11 protein-coding genes are annotated in these 16,311 nt (G+C 74.0%); 8 read left to right on the top strand and 3 right to left on the bottom strand.

What is annotated here, in order from left to right; all coding sequences use genetic code 11:
• Positions 1-21: 21 nt before the first annotated feature.
• A complete protein-coding gene (locus tag BI06_RS50375) occupies positions 22-972 on the bottom strand; it encodes a hypothetical protein (RefSeq protein ID WP_158516387.1) in 951 nt (316 codons plus the stop codon).
• A 274-nt stretch (positions 973-1,246) separates the two neighbouring features.
• Here BI06_RS50375 and BI06_RS06265 point away from each other — a divergent pair, with 274 nt between their 5' ends.
• Together BI06_RS06265 and BI06_RS50370 are read left to right on the top strand one after the other, a co-directional pair.
• Positions 1,247-1,645: an ASCH domain-containing protein gene (locus BI06_RS06265; protein WP_043465598.1), complete on the top strand. Its 399-nt coding sequence runs from the start codon at positions 1,247-1,249 to the stop codon at positions 1,643-1,645.
• Positions 1,646-2,049: 404 nt separating this feature from the next.
• On the top strand, positions 2,050-2,187 hold the full coding sequence (locus BI06_RS50370) for a hypothetical protein (RefSeq protein ID WP_157855322.1): 138 nt from the start codon (positions 2,050-2,052) through the stop codon (positions 2,185-2,187).
• Between the two features lie 215 nt (positions 2,188-2,402).
• Here BI06_RS50370 and BI06_RS06260 read toward each other — a convergent pair whose 3' ends face one another.
• Positions 2,403-4,586, bottom strand: coding sequence for an MMPL family transporter (locus tag BI06_RS06260; protein ID WP_030395515.1), 2,184 nt, complete (start codon positions 4,584-4,586; stop codon positions 2,403-2,405).
• 124 nt (positions 4,587-4,710) lie between these two features.
• Positions 4,711-5,100, bottom strand: coding sequence for a DUF302 domain-containing protein (locus BI06_RS06255; RefSeq protein WP_043465596.1), 390 nt, complete (start codon positions 5,098-5,100; stop codon positions 4,711-4,713).
• 404 nt (positions 5,101-5,504) lie between these two features.
• Between BI06_RS06255 and BI06_RS06250 the strand changes: the two genes are divergently transcribed.
• From BI06_RS06250 to BI06_RS06225, 6 genes are all read left to right on the top strand, one after another.
• Positions 5,505-6,827 carry a discoidin domain-containing protein gene (locus BI06_RS06250; RefSeq protein ID WP_233290025.1) on the top strand — a complete coding sequence of 441 codons (1,323 nt, stop codon included), beginning with the start codon at positions 5,505-5,507 and terminating at the stop codon, positions 6,825-6,827.
• A 2-nt stretch (positions 6,828-6,829) separates the two neighbouring features.
• Complete coding sequence (locus tag BI06_RS06245) at positions 6,830-8,155, top strand: MFS transporter (protein ID WP_030395512.1); 1,326 nt, start codon at positions 6,830-6,832, stop codon at positions 8,153-8,155.
• Positions 8,152-9,126, top strand: a complete 975-nt coding sequence (locus BI06_RS06240) for a PD40 domain-containing protein (protein ID WP_030395511.1) — start codon at positions 8,152-8,154, stop codon at positions 9,124-9,126. The genes BI06_RS06245 and BI06_RS06240 overlap by 4 nt, the downstream gene beginning before the upstream one ends.
• Positions 9,127-9,470: 344 nt before the next feature.
• On the top strand, positions 9,471-13,805 hold the full coding sequence (locus BI06_RS06235; RefSeq protein ID WP_051740378.1) for a bifunctional nitrate reductase/sulfite reductase flavoprotein subunit alpha: 4,335 nt from the start codon (positions 9,471-9,473) through the stop codon (positions 13,803-13,805).
• Between the two features lie 145 nt (positions 13,806-13,950).
• Positions 13,951-14,964 (top strand): LacI family DNA-binding transcriptional regulator, encoded by a 1,014-nt coding sequence (locus tag BI06_RS06230; RefSeq protein ID WP_030395509.1) that lies wholly within the window; start codon positions 13,951-13,953, stop codon positions 14,962-14,964.
• A gap of 312 nt (positions 14,965-15,276) precedes the next feature.
• Positions 15,277-16,311: discoidin domain-containing protein (locus BI06_RS06225; protein ID WP_199523236.1), on the top strand; the 1,035-nt coding region annotated here is incomplete at its 3' end.

The raw sequence follows: 16,311 nt of genomic DNA, 5'->3' as shown, positions 1-16,311 counted from the left end.
GGAAGGGGAGGGCCGGGGGGCTCAGCGACCGGAGGTCAGCCAGTCGCGCTGGCGCTTCATCAGCTCGCTGAGCAGTGCCTTGTCCGGGGTGCCCTTCACTTCGACGTCGATGATGTACTGCACGTCGCCCTGGCTGGAGATGCCGCTCATCGAGCCGGTGTAGGCCTGCTGCTTGGGCTTGTCGACGTATCCGTGGGCGGCCGGGTCGCCGGTGATCTCGATCGGGTCGAGACCGTCCAGGGTGTAGTTGCGGGCGACCTCGGCGGCCCGGGCGGGGGTCGAGAAGCGCAGCAGGGTCACGGTGACCTCGGCCTTGCCGTCCGCCGTGCGGTAGGTGCGGGTGGCGGAGTCCTTGTAGCCGAAGGACTTGAGCGCCTTGATGGCCTCGGCGCCGCCCATCTGGTCGCCCATGTCCTTGTCCGTCAGCAGCATGCCGTCGGCCGGGCCGTACGACTCGCCGCCCTCGGGGATCGGGAGCAGGAAGTACTGGAGGTCGCCGTCGTGCCGCCCGTTGCTGACCGTGCCCTTGAGGGTGCTCGTCGGCGTGGGCACGGGCGCGGGTGCCGGCGCGGCCGGGGGAGCGGTGGTCGGCGTGGCGGAGGCGGCGGTGGGCGCGGTGCTCGCGGTCCCGGCGGCCGAGGTGGTGGCCGTTGCGGGGGCGGTCGCGGCGGCGACGGCCGGCCGGTGGTCCGGCTTGCCGACGGCCACCGTCACGGTCGCGCTGACCGCCGTCACGGCGAGCAGGCCGACGGTCGCCAGCGCGACGCCGACGGCCCGCGGCAGCTTCCGGCCCGGGGCGTCAGGGGTGCCGGGTGCGTCCGGGGTTCCGGCGGGCGGCGCCGCCGGAACGGGTGCGCCAGGTGCGTGGGCCGGCCCTTCGGGCGGCGTGCCGGGGACGGGGACGGCGGATCGGTCCGGTGCGGACGCCTGCGCCGGATCGGCGGCAGGCGGCACGTGATCGTGCGCGGACAAGGGGTTCCCCCAGGAAAGGAGCAGAAGGTTTCGCGCGCGGCCGCTCACGGGCACCTCGGCGGCCGTCATTGGCCGCGCAACACGCGTCTGGCTGGAATTATGAGAGCGGCTCCGCCCCGGTGCCAACAAGATCAATCACCACACTCCCGCCCAATCGGTCAGCAAAGCGACACACCGTAATCGAACCGAAATCGACCGTCACCGCCACTGCGCGGCTTCGGTCCGCGGGCCGGAGTCCGGGTGCCGGGAGTGCTCGACGGAAGGGACGGCCAGGATGTGGCCCCGCGTCAACGGCATGCGCTCGATGGAGCTCGGCACCCCGGGCGGCATCCGCGCCGAGCTGAACTCCCTTGTCCTGGCGGGCCGGAAGACCGCCACCACCGGCCTGCTCGCGCTGTACGCCGAGGAGTCGGAGGAACTGGAGCTGCCCGGTGAACGGCTGGCACTGGTGGACGACGGCGGGGGCTTCGTCGCCGAGATCGAGATCACCGGCGTGGAGGTGACCACCTTCGGCGCGGTGACCTGGGAGCACGCCCGGGCCGAGGGGGAGGGCGACGCCTCGCTCGCGGAGTGGCGCGAAGGGCACCGCGGCTACTGGCGCCGCCTGGGCACCCCGGTCGAGGACGGCACGGCCGTGGTCTGCCTGGCCTTCCGCCTCGTCGGTACCGCCTGACCCGGGGGGCGACGACGGAAAAATACCCCCACCCGTATCCTGGAGGCGGAGGGAGAACCTTCCCCCACCCGATCCGAGGAGTCCCGAGATGTGTCGTCGAACTACGTGCCGCACCTGCGGCAAGGCCGGTTACGCGGGATGCGGCATGCACGTCGACCAGGTCCTGGCCGGAGTCCCCAAGGCAGACCGCTGCGCCTGCGCCCCGGGCACGGGCGGTGGTGGCGGCGTCGGCGGCCTGCTGGCGAGGATTCTGGGCCGCCGCTGAGCGCGGCACGGCCGGGCGGCCGGGCGATCGGGGTCGCCCTGCCACCCGGCCTCGGGAGAAGTGGATCGGCGACGGCGGAACCGGCCGGGGGCGGGAGGCGTCACTGCGGCCGATGAGGAACGGACGGTGGGGGCGGAGCATGAAGCGGTTCGCGAAGACTGTGGTCGGGCAGTTCACCATCTCGGCGATCGCCTGTGCGGTGGTCTTCGGCCTGATTTTCGCGCTCGAATGCTGGTTCGTGTCCGAGGCGCTGGACGGATCGCCTCTGCAGAAGTAGCGGCTCGCGGGGCACCGATCGGGCCGTTGGTGGCCGCACTCCCGAACGGGGGACCTGCCGCCAACGAGGTCCCGAGGTGCGCGGAGACCTTCGCCGTGGTGACCTGCCGCTCGCCGTGATGACCTGCCGGCGAGGATCCGCCGCCGCTTGGTGTTCGTTACCCGCCGCCCTTCGGTGGCGGCCCGGCCGTCCGGGCCGCCGCCGAAGGGCACCGCTCAGTCGTGCGAGAAGGAGATCCGCGGCAGGACGCGGTCGAGCCAGGCCGGGGTGTGCCAGGCTGCGGTGCCGGCGAGCCGCAGCAGGACCGGCAGCAGCACCAGCCGGACCAGGGCGGCGTCCAGCAGTACGGCGACCCCGAGGACGATGCCCATCTCCTTCGGCGGCAGCGGACCGGAGAGCGCGAAGGTGAAGAACACCGCGACCATGACGCCCGCCGCCGCGAAGATCACCCGGCCGGAGTGCGCGAGGGCGCCGACCATCGCCTCGCGCGGGTCGCCGGTGCGTTCGTAGTGCTCCTTGGCGGAGGCGAGCAGGAAGACGGTGTAGTCCATCGCGATGGCGAAGATCATCGCGAAGAAGAACACCGGCGCCCACCCGTCGAGGAACCCCTGCGGGGCGAAGCCGAGCAGGCCCGCGCCGTGGCCGTCCTGGAAGACCAGCCGGGCCACGCCGAAGGCCGCACCGGTGGACAGCAGGCCGGCGGCCGTGCCGAGGGCCGAGATCAGCGGGGCCCGCAGGGCGACCAGCAGGAGCAGGAAGCCCAGGGCCATCACCACGCCGATCACCAGCGGGGTCTTCGCGGTGAGCAGGTGCTGGAGGTCCAGGTTCTCCACCGCGGCGCCCCCGACCAGGGCGTCCGAGGGGAGCTCGGCCCGCAGGGTGTCGACGGTGCGCGCGAGGTCGGGGCTCGACGGGTCCACGGTCGGGACGGCCTGGAGCATCGACCAGCCGGAGCCGTCGGCGGCGGGCTGCGCCGGCAGCACCCCGGCGATCCCGGGCATGGCCGCGACCCGGGCGGCGGCCCGCGCGAGGTCCGGTGCACCCGTGTCCGTGTCCGCCTCGGCCGGGAGGAGGATCTGCAGGGTGCCGGGCGCACCCGGGCCGAAGGCCTGCTGGACCGCCGCGTACCCGGCGCGGGCGCTGCTGTCCTCCGGGACGACGGTGATCGAGGGCATCGCGGTGCGCAGTCCGAGCACGGGCGCGGCGAGGGCGACCAGGACGACGAGTGCCCCGGCGCCGTAGCGCAGCGGGTGCCGCCACAGCCGCTCGCCCCAGGCGGCGAAGCGCGCCGACCGGTGCGGGCCCGCGTTCAGCCGCGGCAGCGCGAGGGCGTCGACACGGTGGCCGAGCCGGCCGAGGACGGCGGGCAGCAGGGTGAGGGTGGCGGCGAGCACGAACAGGACGGCGAGCATGATGCCGCCGGCCATCGACCTGAACGCCGGCGACGGCACCAGCATCACGGCCGACAGGCTGACCAGCACCGTCGCGCCGGACAGCAGGACGGCCTTGCCCGCGGTGTCCATGGTCTCGGCGACCGCGTCGGCCCGTCCGCGCGCACGGGCGGCGCGGAAGCGGACCACCAGGAACAGGGCGTAGTCGATGCCCAGGGCCAGGGCGAACATCATCGCGAAGTTCATCGCCCAGACCGAGACCGGGAACAGGTGGCCGATCAGTACCAGCGACCCGGCGGAGGCGGCCAGCCCGGCGAGGGTGAGCAGCAGCGGCAGTCCGGCGGCGACCAGTGATCCGAAGGCCAGTACCAGGATGGCCAGGGTGACGGGCCAGGACATGATCTCGGACTTCATCATGGCGTCGTGGTTGGCCTTGTTGAAGTCGCTCCAGAGCACCGAGGCTCCGGTGGCGTGGACGTCGATGCCGTCCCCGGACAGTGCGTTCAGCGGGCCCTTGAGGTCGTCGGCGGCGCGGACCATGTCGTCGGGGGAGGCCTTCGCCCCGGCGAGCAGTACGGCGGTCCGGCCGTCCGGGCCGATGGTGGCGCCCGGCTGGGGCGGGAGCACGGTGGACACCCGGGGGTCGGCGGAGGCGAGCGCGGACGCCCGCGCGAGGACCTGCTGGACGGCCGGATCGTCGATCGGCCGGTCGGCGGTGACGACGATCTGCAGCGCGGTGGAGGCGTTGCCGCCGAAGTGCTGTTCGGCGACCTGCCGGGCCTTCACCGATTCGGAGCCGTCTGCCTGCCAGCCGGCGCCGGAGAGCGCGGTGGTGACCTGCGGGGCGAAGGCACCGAGGGCGAGGACGGCCAGCAGCCAGCCGGCCAGGACCGTCCTGGCGTGCCGGGCCGACCAGAGGCCGAGCCGGCCGAGCGGTCCCGGGGAGGCGGGCGGTCCGGCGGGTGCTGCGGCGGGCGGCCGGTCGAGGGTGGTGTCCGGGTGGTTCACGTGTTGCTCCGAATTCTTGGGCGGCCGGTCCTCGGCGGCCGAGGGGCGAAAAATACGGGTGGGGGTATCCGGAAGGGCGAAGAAAAGGGCCCACTCCGGGTGGGCCCGCCCGCTCGTCCGCCGGTCAGGCGGTGAGCGAGTCCAGGGCCGCGTGCAGCCGGGCGGCCGCCTCGTCGGCTACGGCCGCGAGCTCGGGCTTGCCGGTGACCCGGACGAGCAACTGGGGGTCCATGGCCTCGACCAGGGTGCCCCCGTCGACGGTGCGGACCACGACGTTGCACGGGAGCAGCAGTCCGATGTGGCGGTCGGCCGTCAGGGCGCGGTGGGCGAGGGGCGGGTTGCAGGCGCCGAGGATCAGGTAGTCCTCGATCTCCTCGTCGAGCTTGGCCCGGAGGGTGGCCCGGACGTCGATCTCGGTGAGCACGCCGAAGCCCTGTTCGGCGAGGGCGGTCCGGACCCGCTCGACGGCCTCGCTGAAGGGCAGGTCGAGGGTGACGGCGATCCCGTGGTCCATGTGGTGCTCCGTTCCTGGTGCGGCGGCGCGGTTCTGTCCGTGCCGCCCGTGCGTGGTGCTCGTGCTTCTCCTCCACTGTACCCCCGGGGGTATTTTTCCGGGCCTGCGTGGGCGGTCGGTCGACGTAGGGCCGGGTGTTCGCAGGGCAGTTCGGCGCGGTCCGGGTATTGTCAGGAAACTTTACTTACCACTAGGCTCCCCGTCGGCGGCTTGGCGCGGCGCCCGCACCGCGGGGCGTGACGTGCTCAGCGAGAGCTCTGACCCGGCCGCTGCGGTGGTGCGGGCCGCCGCCCGGCCGGCGTGCCCGCGTGCGGGCCGGGCCGGAGTCCAGCTCTCGCCCTCGTTCTAGGTCAGGGAGTCCAGGGATGCGTCCCGAAGTCTCAGTGAGGCCTGTACACATCGGAGTGTTCGCCGCCGTGCTCGTGCTGGTGGGCGGACTGTTGCTCGGCTGGTCCGGGCGGGCGGGAGCAGCGGGAGATCCGCTGCTCTCGCGGGGCAAGGCCGCCACGGCCTCGTCCACGGAGGGCTCGTCGTACGCGGCGGGCAAGGCGTTCGACGGGAACACCGGTACGCGGTGGGCGAGCGCCGAGGGGAAGGACCCGCAGTGGCTGCGGGTCGACCTCGGGGCGGGCGCCGCCGTCTCGCGGATCAAGCTGGTCTGGGAGGCCGCCTACGCCAAGGCGTACCGCCTGGAGGTGTCCGCGGACGGGACGACCTGGACCCAGGTCGCCGAGGAGAAGGCGGGCAACGGCGGGACGGACGACTGGACCGGCCTGGGCGGGAAGGGCCGCTACGTCCGGATGTACGGGACGGCGCGCGGCACCTCCTACGGCTACTCGCTGATCGAGATGGAGGTCTACGGGACGGCCGACACGACGCCCACGCCCACGCCCACCGGACCGTCCCCGACCGGGCCCACGCCGGGCGGGGCCTTCACCGTGGTCGCGGCGGGCGACATCGCCGCGCAGTGCACCGCCTCGGACAGCGCCTGCGCGCACCCGAAGACCGCGGCGCTGGCCCAGCGGATCGACCCGAAGTTCTATCTGACGATGGGCGACAACCAGTACGACGACGCCCGCTTGGCGGACTTCAAGAACTACTACGACAAGACCTGGGGTGCGTTCAAGGCGAAGACCCACCCCGTCCCCGGCAACCACGAGACCTACGACCCGGCAGGCTCCCTCGCCGGCTACAAGTCCTACTTCGGCAGCATCGCCTATCCGCAGGGCAAGAGCTGGTACAGCTTCGACGAGGGCAACTGGCACTTCGTCGCCCTCGACTCCAACGCCTTCGACCAGAGCGCCCAGATCGACTGGCTGAAGGCCGACCTCGCGGCGAACGGCAAGAAGTGCGTCGCCGCCTACTGGCACCACCCGCTGTACTCCTCGGGCGGGCACGGCAACGACCCGGTCTCCCGGCCGGTGTGGCGGATCCTCTACGACGCCAAGGCCGACCTGGTGCTCAACGGCCACGACCACCACTACGAGCGGTTCGCCCCGCAGGACCCGGACGGCAAGGCCACCGCGGACGGGATCGTCGAGATCGTCGGCGGCATGGGCGGCGCCGAGCCCTACCCGATCGAGCAGGTCCAGCCGAACAGCCAGAAGCGGATCAGCGGCGAGTACGGCGTGCTGAAGCTCGACTTCACCGACTCCGGGTACGGCTGGAGCTACGTCGGCACGGACGGCAAGGCCAAGGACACCAGCCCGACCTACAACTGCCACTGATGATGTACCTGGCCACCACCGGCCGCCGTTCGGACGCGCCGCCCCGCCCCGTCGGGGTGGGGCGGCGCGTCCCCGGCACGGTCGTCGCGCTCGGGGCGGTCAGCCTGGTCACCGACATCTCCTCGGAGATGGTCACCGCCGTGCTGCCGCTCTACCTGGTGCTGGGCCTCGGCCTGTCACCCCTCCAGTTCGGCTTCTTCGACGGACTGTTCAACGGTGCCACGGCGCTGGTCCGGCTCCTCGGCGGGCGGCTCGCCGACCGGGGCGGCGGCCGCCACCGGACCGTCGCCGGGGCGGGCTACCTGCTCTCGGCCCTCTCCCGGCTCGGCCTGCTGCTGGCGGGCGGTGCGGCCGGCGGGATCGCCGCCGCGATGGCCGCCGACCGGCTCGGCAAGGGGGTGCGCACCGCGCCCCGGGACGCGATGATCACGCTCAGCGCGCCGCCGGAGGCCCTCGGCCGGGCGTTCGGTGTGCACCGGGCGATGGACACCACCGGGGCGCTGCTCGGCCCGCTGGTCGCGTTCCTGGTCCTGTGGGCGACGGCGGACGCCTACGACGCGGTGTTCGTGGTCAGCTTCGCCACCGGCCTGCTCGGCGTGGTGGTGCTGGGGCTGTTCGTGCCCGCCGACCCGGGGGCGCCGACCACCCTCGTACGGCCGACGCGCGTCCCCAAGCCGGCCCCGGTCCCGAAGCCGGCCCCGTCCCCCAAGCCGGCCCCGGTCCCGAAGCCTGCCCCGTCCCCCAAGCCGGTCAGGACCGCGCCCCGGGTGCTCGCCGACCCCGCCTTCCGGCGGGTGGTCGTGGCCGCGGCCCTGCTCGGTGCCGCCACCATCGGCGACTCCTTCCTCTACCTGCTGCTCCAGCGCGGCCTCGACCTCCCGGCCGCGCTGTTCCCCCTGCTGCCGCTCGGCTCGGCGGCCTGCTACCTGCTGCTCGCCGTCCCGGCCGGGCGGCTCGCGGACCGGAGCGGACGGCGGATCCCGTTCCTGCTCGGCCACGGCGCCCTGCTCGCCGCCTACCTCACCCTGCTCGCCCCGGCCGGACCGGCGGTCGCGGTGCTGGTGCTCGTCCTGCTCGGCGTCTTCTACGCCGCCACCGACGGCGTGCTGATGGCCCTGGCCGCGCCCGCGCTCCCCGTCCGGGGCCGGGCGAGCGGGCTCGCCGTCCTCCAGACCGGCCAGGCCCTGGCCCGCCTGGTCGGCGCCGCCGGCTTCGGCGCGGCCTGGACCTGGTGGGGGCCGCGCCCGGCCCTGGCCGCGGCCGCCCTCGCCCTGGCCGTCGCCCTCACCGCCGCCTGGCGGATCCTCCCGGGAAGGAAGGCCCGATGAAGTCCCGTTCGACCGCGCTGGTCCTCGCCGTGCTCGTCCTCCTGGGCGGCGCCCTCGGCTATGTGCTGCACGCCAGGGAACGCGGCGGCGGGCCGCAACTCGTCGCGGCGGAAGCCTCGTTCACCCTGGAGGAGCCCGGCCTCTACTACCGCGACACCGCCACCGGCCGGGTCGCCCGCAGCCCGGGCGGTGTGGCGGACGGCCCGTCCTGTGCCCGGTTCTACGCCGCGGGGGACCGGGCCCTGTGCCTGCGCGCCCTGCCCGGAACCCCGGCCCGCACCGAGGCGGTGGTCTACGACCGCCGGTTCACCGAGCTCCGGAAGGTGACCGTCCCCGGCATCCCCAACCGGGCCCGGGTGTCGCCCTCCGGCCAGGTGCTGTCCTGGACCACCTTCGCCGTCGGCGACTCCTACGCCGCCGGCCGGTTCTCGACCCGGACCTCGGTCCTGGACCTGCGCACCGGCTATCTGATCAAGTCCGTGGAGGAGATCCCGCTGACGATCGGGGACACCCGCTACCACGCCGCCGACATCAACTACTGGGGCGTCAACTTCGCGGCCGACGACAACCGCTTCTACGCCACCGTGTCGACGGGCGGCCGCACCCACCTGGTCGAGGGCGACCTCAAGGCCTGGTCGGCCCGCACCCTGCGGGAGAACGTCGAGTGCCCCTCGCTCTCGCCGGACGGGACCCGGATCGCCTTCAAGAAGAAGGTCTCCGCCGACCCTGTCGCCCCCTGGCGCCTCTACGTCCTCGACCTGGCCGACCTCCGCGAGCACCCGCTCGCCGAGACCCGGAGCGTCGACGACCAGGCCGCCTGGCTCGACGACGGCACCCTCGCCTACGCTCTCCCGGCCCACGGGAGCAAGGCCACCGACGTCTGGTCCACCCCGGCCGACGGCAGCGGGACGCCGAGCCTCGTCCTCCCCGGCGCGTCCTCCCCGGTCACCGTGCCGCCGGCGTCGCGCTGACGCCGCAATACGTACGTCCCCGCGCCCGTCCCCGCGTCCGTCCCCGCCGCCCGGCGGGTGCGGGCGCGGCGGCGTCTTGGCAACGGGCCACCCGCCGTGCCAGTGTGCGAAGGCGGTCGGTCGGCCGGGTCCGCGGGTCCGGCAGGTCCGGCGGGCGGTGCGGCCGGCCCCGGACTCACCGGGGCGGGGCACCGGCCGTGCGGCGGGGTTTACGCACGGCGTCCGGGTTCGTGATCCCGTGTTAACGCCGTCTTCCTACGGTGCCGGTGGTGGGCCTCCTCACCGTCGGACGGCACGGACCGGCAGGACCGAGGCCGGAGATCGCTACCTGAGAGGGAGCCGTGGTGACGGTACCGGACCCGAATCCCGTCCAGCGTGTGCGCACCGTCTGCTCGTACTGCGGTGTCGGCTGCGGCATGCTGCTCGAGGTGGCCGTCGACGGGGAGACCGGGCGGCGCACCGTGCTGAAGGCGTCCGGGGACCGCGACCACCCCGTCAACGCCGGCCGGCTGTGCACCAAGGGCGCCACCACCGCGGACATGCTCGCCGCGCCCGGGCGGCTGACCACCGCGCTGGTCCGGGCCGAACGCGGAGCCGAACCCGTGGCCGAGGACGTGGACGCCGCCATCACCGCCACCGCGCGCCGGCTGCGGGCGGTGCTCGACGAGCACGGGCCGGACGCGCTGGCCTTCTACGTCTCGGGCCAGCTGACGCTGGAGGCCCAGTACCTGGTGAACAAGCTCGCCAAGGGCTTCGTCCGCACCAGCCGGATCGAGTCCAACTCCCGGCTGTGCATGGCGAGCGCGGGCAGCGGCTACAAGCTGTCGCTGGGCGCGGACGGGCCGCCCGGCTCCTACCGGGACCTCGACCACGCGGACGTGTTCCTGGTGATCGGCTCCAACATGGCCGACTGCCACCCGATCCTGTTCCTGCGGATGATGGACCGGGTCAAGAAGGCGGGCGCCAAGCTGATCGTCGTCGACCCCCGGCGCACCGCCACCGCCGACAAGGCCGACCTCTTCCTCCAGATCCGGCCCGGTACGGACCTGGCGCTGCTCAACGGACTGCTGCACCTGCTGGTCGAGAACGGCGACACCGACCCGGCCTTCATCGAGGAGTTCACCGAGGGTTGGGAGCAGATGCCCGGCTTCCTGGCGGACTACCCGCCCGCCGAGGTCGCCCGCACCACCGGCCTCGCCGAGGAGGACATCCGCGCCGCCGCCCGGATGATCGGCGCGGCTGCGGAGTGGACGAGCTGCTGGACCATGGGGCTCAACCAGTCCACCCACGGCACCTGGAACACCAACGCCCTGGTCAACCTGCACCTGGCCACCGGCGCGATCTGCCGCCCCGGCAGCGGCCCGTTCTCCCTCACCGGCCAGCCCAACGCGATGGGCGGCCGGGAGATGGGCTACATGGGGCCGGGCCTGCCCGGGCAGCGGTCGGTGCTGGACCCGGCGGAACGGGCCTTCACGGAGGAGCTGTGGGGCCTGCCGCCCGGCACGCTGCGCACCGAGGCCGGCCGGGGCACCGTCGAGATGTTCGAGCGGATGGCCGAGGGGGAGATCAAGGCCTGCTGGATCATCTGCACCAATCCGGTCGCCTCGGTCGGCAACCGGAAGACCGTCATCGCCGGACTGGAGGCCGCCGAACTCGTCATCACCCAGGACGTGTTCGCCGACACCGAGACCAACGCCTATGCCGACGTGGTGCTGCCCGCCGCCCTGTGGGCCGAGACGGAAGGCGTGCTGGTCAACTCGGAGCGCGGCCTCACCCTGGCCCGGCCGGCCGCCGACCCGGTCGGCGGGGCGCTGCCGGACTGGCGCATCGTCGCCCGGGTGGCCTGCGAGATGGGCTTCGCCGAGGCCTTCGACTACGCGAGCGCGGAGGAGGTCTTCGAGGAGCTCAAGCGGGCCTGGAACCCGAAGACCGGCTGGGACCTGCGCGGTGTGAGCTACGCCCGGCTGCGGGAGACCCCGGTGCAGTGGCCGGCCGCCGACCCCGACGGGCCGGAGCGCAACCCGGTCCGCTACCTCAACGACGGGGTCAGCCAGACGCTGCTGGAGCGGCAGGACGGGAGCCGGCCGAGGCTGGCCTTCCCGACCCCGTCCGGGCGGGCGGTGTTCTTCGCCCGGCCGCACCTGCCGCCCGCCGAACTGCCGGACCAGGACTACCCGTTCTGCCTCAACACCGGGCGGCTGCAGCACCAGTGGCACACCCTCACCAAGACCGGCCGGGTCGCCAGGCTCAACCGGCTCGACCCGGGTCCGTTCGTCGAGATCCACCCGGAGGACGCGGAGGCGCTGGGCGTGGTCGACGGCGACCGGCTGGAGGTGGCGTCGAGACGCGGCCGGGCCGTGCTGCCGGCGGTGGTCACCGACCGGGTGCGGCCGGGGGACTGCTTCGCGCCGTTCCACTGGAACGACCTGTTCGGCGAGTACCTCAGCATCAACGCGGTCACCAGTGACGCGGTCGACCCGGTGTCGTTCCAGCCGGAGTTGAAGGTCTGCGCGGTCGCGCTGCGGCCGGTCGCGGCCCCGGTCCCGCCGGAGGCGGCAGCGCCGCCGGCAGTCGAGCCCGTCGCGGTCGCGGAGTCCGTGCCGTCGACCGAGCCGGTGACCTCGGAGCAGCCGTCCCAGCCGGTCGTGGGACCGCAACTCACGGCGCTGGCCGGGCTGCTGGGCCTCGACCCGGTCGAGGCGCCGCGGCTGACGGCCGCCGAACGCGCCTATCTGGCGGGCTTCCTGGCCGGTGTCCCGGCCGCGCCGCCGGGCACCGCCGGGGTGCCGGTACTGCCGCCGCAGGCACCGGTCGACCCCGAGCGGGCGCGGTGGGTCAACGGCATGCTGGCCGGGGCGTACTCCCGCCTCCCGGCCGGACCGGTGGCGGCGTTCGGACCGGCGGCGTTCGGACCGGCGGCGCTCGGGCCGGGGGAGGCGTCGGAGGCGGCCGAGGCCACGGCCGGCCCGTCGGCCGTCCCGGAACCGGGGCGGACCGTGACCGTCCTGTGGGCCTCGCAGACGGGCACCGCCGAGGGGATCGCCGCCGCGGTCGCCGAGCGCCTGGTCGCCGAGGGCTGGCAGCCGCTGCTGCTCGCCATGGACCGGGCCGGGCCCGCCGTCCTGGCGGCCGGGGCGCCGGTGCTCCTGATCACCAGCACCTTCGGCGACGGCGAGGCCCCCGACAACGGCGCCGGCTTCTGGGAGGGGGTGCTCGCCGGGGCGCCGCCGGGCGCCGAGGGGCTGCGCTACGCCGTGCTCGCGCTCGGCGATTCGAGCTACAGCGACTTCTGCGGCCACGGGCGCCGCCTCGACCAGCGGCTGGGGGAGCTCGGCGCGACCAGGATCGCCCCGCGCGCGGACTGCGAGCCCGACTACCAGGACGCGGCCGGCCGGTGGTTGGAGCAGGTGGTGGCCGCCCTGGCCGCCCCGGCTGCCCCGACCGACGGCGGCACCCCGAGCGCCGCCCCGCCCCCCACCGCCCCGACCCCCACCGCCGCGCCGTCGCCGGTGGCCGCCCCCGCGCCCCGGTCCGGGTACTCCAAGGAGTCGCCCTTCGGCGCCCGGGTGACCGGCAACCGGCTGCTCAGCCTGCCCGGCTCCGCCAAGGAGGTCCGGCAGTTCGCCTTCGCCACCGGGGACGGCCTCGGCGGCACCGACCGCCACGGCGACCTCGGCTACCGGGCCGGCGACGTCCTGGGCGTCCGGGCCCGGAACTGCCCCGAGCTGGTGGCCGAGTGGCTGGCCGTCACCGGCCTCGACCCGGACGCAGCCGTCATCGTCCCCGGCGCCGGAGAGCTCCCGTTCGCCGAAGCGCTCGGCGGCCACCTGGAGATCGCCCGGATCACCCCGGACCTGCTCCGCTTCGTCGGGGAGCGGTCCGGCGACCGCGTCCTCAAGCGGCTGCTGCGGCCGGACAACACCGGGGAGCTGGCCAAGTGGACCTGGGGCCGGCAGGCCGTCGACGTGGTCGGCACGCTCGCCGTACGGGCCGGGGCCGCCGACTGGGCGGCGGTGCTGAAGCCGCTCCAGCCCCGGCTGTACTCGGTGTCCTCCAGCCCGCTGGTCCACCCGGACGAGATCCGGGTGACCGTCTCGGTGGTCCGTCACCCCAACGGCGCCGGCCGGATCCGCAAGGGCGTCTGCTCCACCTACCTCGCCGACCGCGCGGCCGACGGCCCGGTACCGGTCTTCGTCCGGCCCACCGCGCACTTCCGGCCCCCGGCGGACCCCGCCACCCCGATGATCATGATCGGCCCCGGCACCGGCGTCGCCCCTTTCATCGGCTTCCTGGAGGAGCGCCGGGCCCGCGGCCACACCGGCCCCAACTGGCTGTTCTTCGGCGAGCAGCGGCAGTCGACGGACTTCTACTACCGCGAGGAGCTGGCCGACTTCCGGGCCTCGGGCCACCTGGACCGCCTCGACCTCGCCTTCTCCCGGGACCAGCGCAACAAGGTCTACGTCCAGGACCGGATGCGCGAGCACGGCCTCGGACTCTGGGACTGGCTGCAGAACGGCGCCCACCTCTACGTCTGCGGCGACGCGGCCCGGATGGCCAGGGACGTGGACGGCGCACTGCGCGAGATCGCCCGCACCCACGGCGGTCTCACCGAGGAGGAGGCCGCCGTGCACCTCAAGCAACTGGCCGCCGACAAGCGCTATGTGCGGGACGTCTACTGAGAGCGCTGTGCGCGCGATGTTCACTGAGCCCCGTGCGTCGTCCCCGTGCGTCTTCCCCGTGCGTCGTCCCCCCGTGACCGTCCCGACGTAAACGGTCTTGCAAAAAGATGCAAGCCGTTTGCGTTCCTGCTCTAGACTCCCCGTCATGACGCGAAGACTTGCCGAGGTGGCCAAGAAGGTCGGTGTGAGCGAGGCGACGGTCAGCCGCGTGCTCAACGACAAGCCCGGCGTCTCGGAGGCGACCCGGGCGGCGGTGCTGACCGCGCTGGACGTGCTCGGCTACGAGCGGCCCACCCAGCTGCGCGGGGAGCGGGCCAGGCTGGTGGGTCTCGTGCTGCCCGAGCTCCAGAACCCGATCTTCCCGGCCTTCGCCGAGGCCGTCGGCGGTGCCCTGTCCGGCCACGGGTTCACCCCGGTGCTCTGCACCCAGACCGCGGGCGGGGTGTCGGAGGCGGACTACGTCGACCTGCTGCTGGCCCAGCAGGTCTCCGGCGTGGTCTTCTTCGGCGGCCTCTACGCGCAGGGCGACGCCCCGCACGACCACTACGCCCGGCTGGCCGAGCGCAGCCTGCCCACCGTGCTGCTGAACGCGGCCATCGACGACCTCGACTTCCCCAGGGTCTCCTGCGACGACGCGGTCGCGGTCGAGCAGGCCCTCGGGCACCTGCGGCAGCTGGGGCACCGGCGGGTGGGCCTGGTGCTCGGCCCGGCCGACCACGTGCCGTCCCGGCGGAAGCTGGCCGCGGCCAGGGCCGCCGCGGAGAAGTTCGGCCTGGAGCTGCCGGACGACTGCGTCGAGCGGGCGCTGTTCTCGCTGGAGGGCGGGCAGGCCGCGACCACCCGGCTGCTGCGCCGGGGCGTCACCGGGGTGGTGTGCGCGAGCGACCCGCTCGCCCTCGGGGCGATCCGGGCGGTGCGGCGCGCGGGGCTCTCGGTGCCGGCGGACGTCTCGGTGATCGGTTACGACGACTCCTCCTTCATGACCTGCACCGATCCGCCGCTGACCACCGTGCGGCAGCCGATCGACGCGATGGGCAGGGCCGTGGTGGAGCTGCTGGTCGGGGAGATCGGCGGGGTCCGGGTCACCCACGACGAGCTGCTCTTCGAGCCGGAACTGGTGGTGCGGGGGTCGACCGCGCCGGCGCGCGGGCGCGACTGACGCGGGCCCGGCCGGGAGCCGGGCACGGGAGCGGGACAGCGGCGGGCACCTTCGGGTGCCCGCCGCATTTTCGTGTACCCACCGTGACGCGGTCCGTTGACATGGCCGTATCCCCGCTGTAACTGTTGGGTGCTCAGCCGCAAAACTGCGACAGAATCTTGTCGTTTTTCTGATCGCGCCCGTCGAGCTCTTCGATGTGGCCAGCTCCGTACGTCCCGGGCCGCCGCCGAAGCCGCCGTCGGCCCGCCCCGCCGGCCGGCCCACGCCCGGTCGGTCCACCGGTACCGGTATCGATCAGAGACAGAGGGACTCATGCACCTGACCCGTATCCTCCGACGACTGACGGCTGCGTCGGTCGCGGTGGGGATGCTCCTGCTCGGGGGGCCGGTCGCACCGGTCGCCCACGCGGCGGGCGGACCCGACCTCGCGGCCGGCCGCCCGGTCACCGCCAGCAGTGCCAACGGCCAGTACGTCGCCGGCAACGTCAACGACGGTGACCGGTCCACCTATTGGGAGAGCGCCAACAGTGCGCTGCCGCAGTGGATCCAGGTCGACCTGGGCAGCGCGGCCGCCGTCGACCAGGTGGTGCTCGAACTGCCCGCGGCCTGGGAGAGCCGCACCGAGACGCTGACCGTGCTCGGCTCCACCGACGGCAGCGGTTTCGCCACCGTGGCCGGCTCCGCCGCGCAGACCTTCGATCAGGCCGGCGGCAACACCGTCCGGATCGGCTTCGCCGCCACCACCACCCGCTACCTGCGGGTGCAGGTGACCGCCAACTCGGTCTGGCCGGCCGCCCAGATCTCCGAGTTCGAGGTCTACGGCGCGGCCACCTCCTCGACCGACCTGCTCCGGGGGCGCCCGCTGACCGCCAGCAGCGCCAACGCGCCCTACCCGGCGGCCAACGCGGGCGACGGGAACGCGGCCAGCTACTGGGAGAGCGCCAACAACGCCTTCCCGCAGTGGATCCAGGGCGACCTGGGGTCGGCCGTCCCGGTGAGCCGACTGGTGCTGCGGCTGCCCGCCGGATGGGAGCGCCGCACCCAGACGCTGAAGGTCCAGGGCTCCACCGACGGCAACGCCTTCACCGACCTGCTGCCCTCGGCGGCCTACACCTTCGACCCGCAGGGCGGGAACACCGCCACCGTCGACCTGCCGACCGTGACCACCCGCTTCCTGCGGCTGCTGGTCACCGCCAACTCGGCCTGGCCCGCAGCGCAGTTGGCCTCCTTCGAGGTCTACGGCCCGACGGCCGGCGACACCCGGGCGCCGAGCGCGCCGAGCGGGCTGGCGTACACCCAGCCGGGGCCGGGGCAGATCCGGCTGAGCTGGCAGGCGTCGACCGACGAC

This window comes from Kitasatospora sp. MBT66, assembly GCF_000710405.2.
Lineage (GTDB): Bacteria > Actinomycetota > Actinomycetes > Streptomycetales > Streptomycetaceae > Kitasatospora > Kitasatospora purpeofusca.
This window is presented reverse-complemented; position numbering and strand designations above follow the sequence as displayed.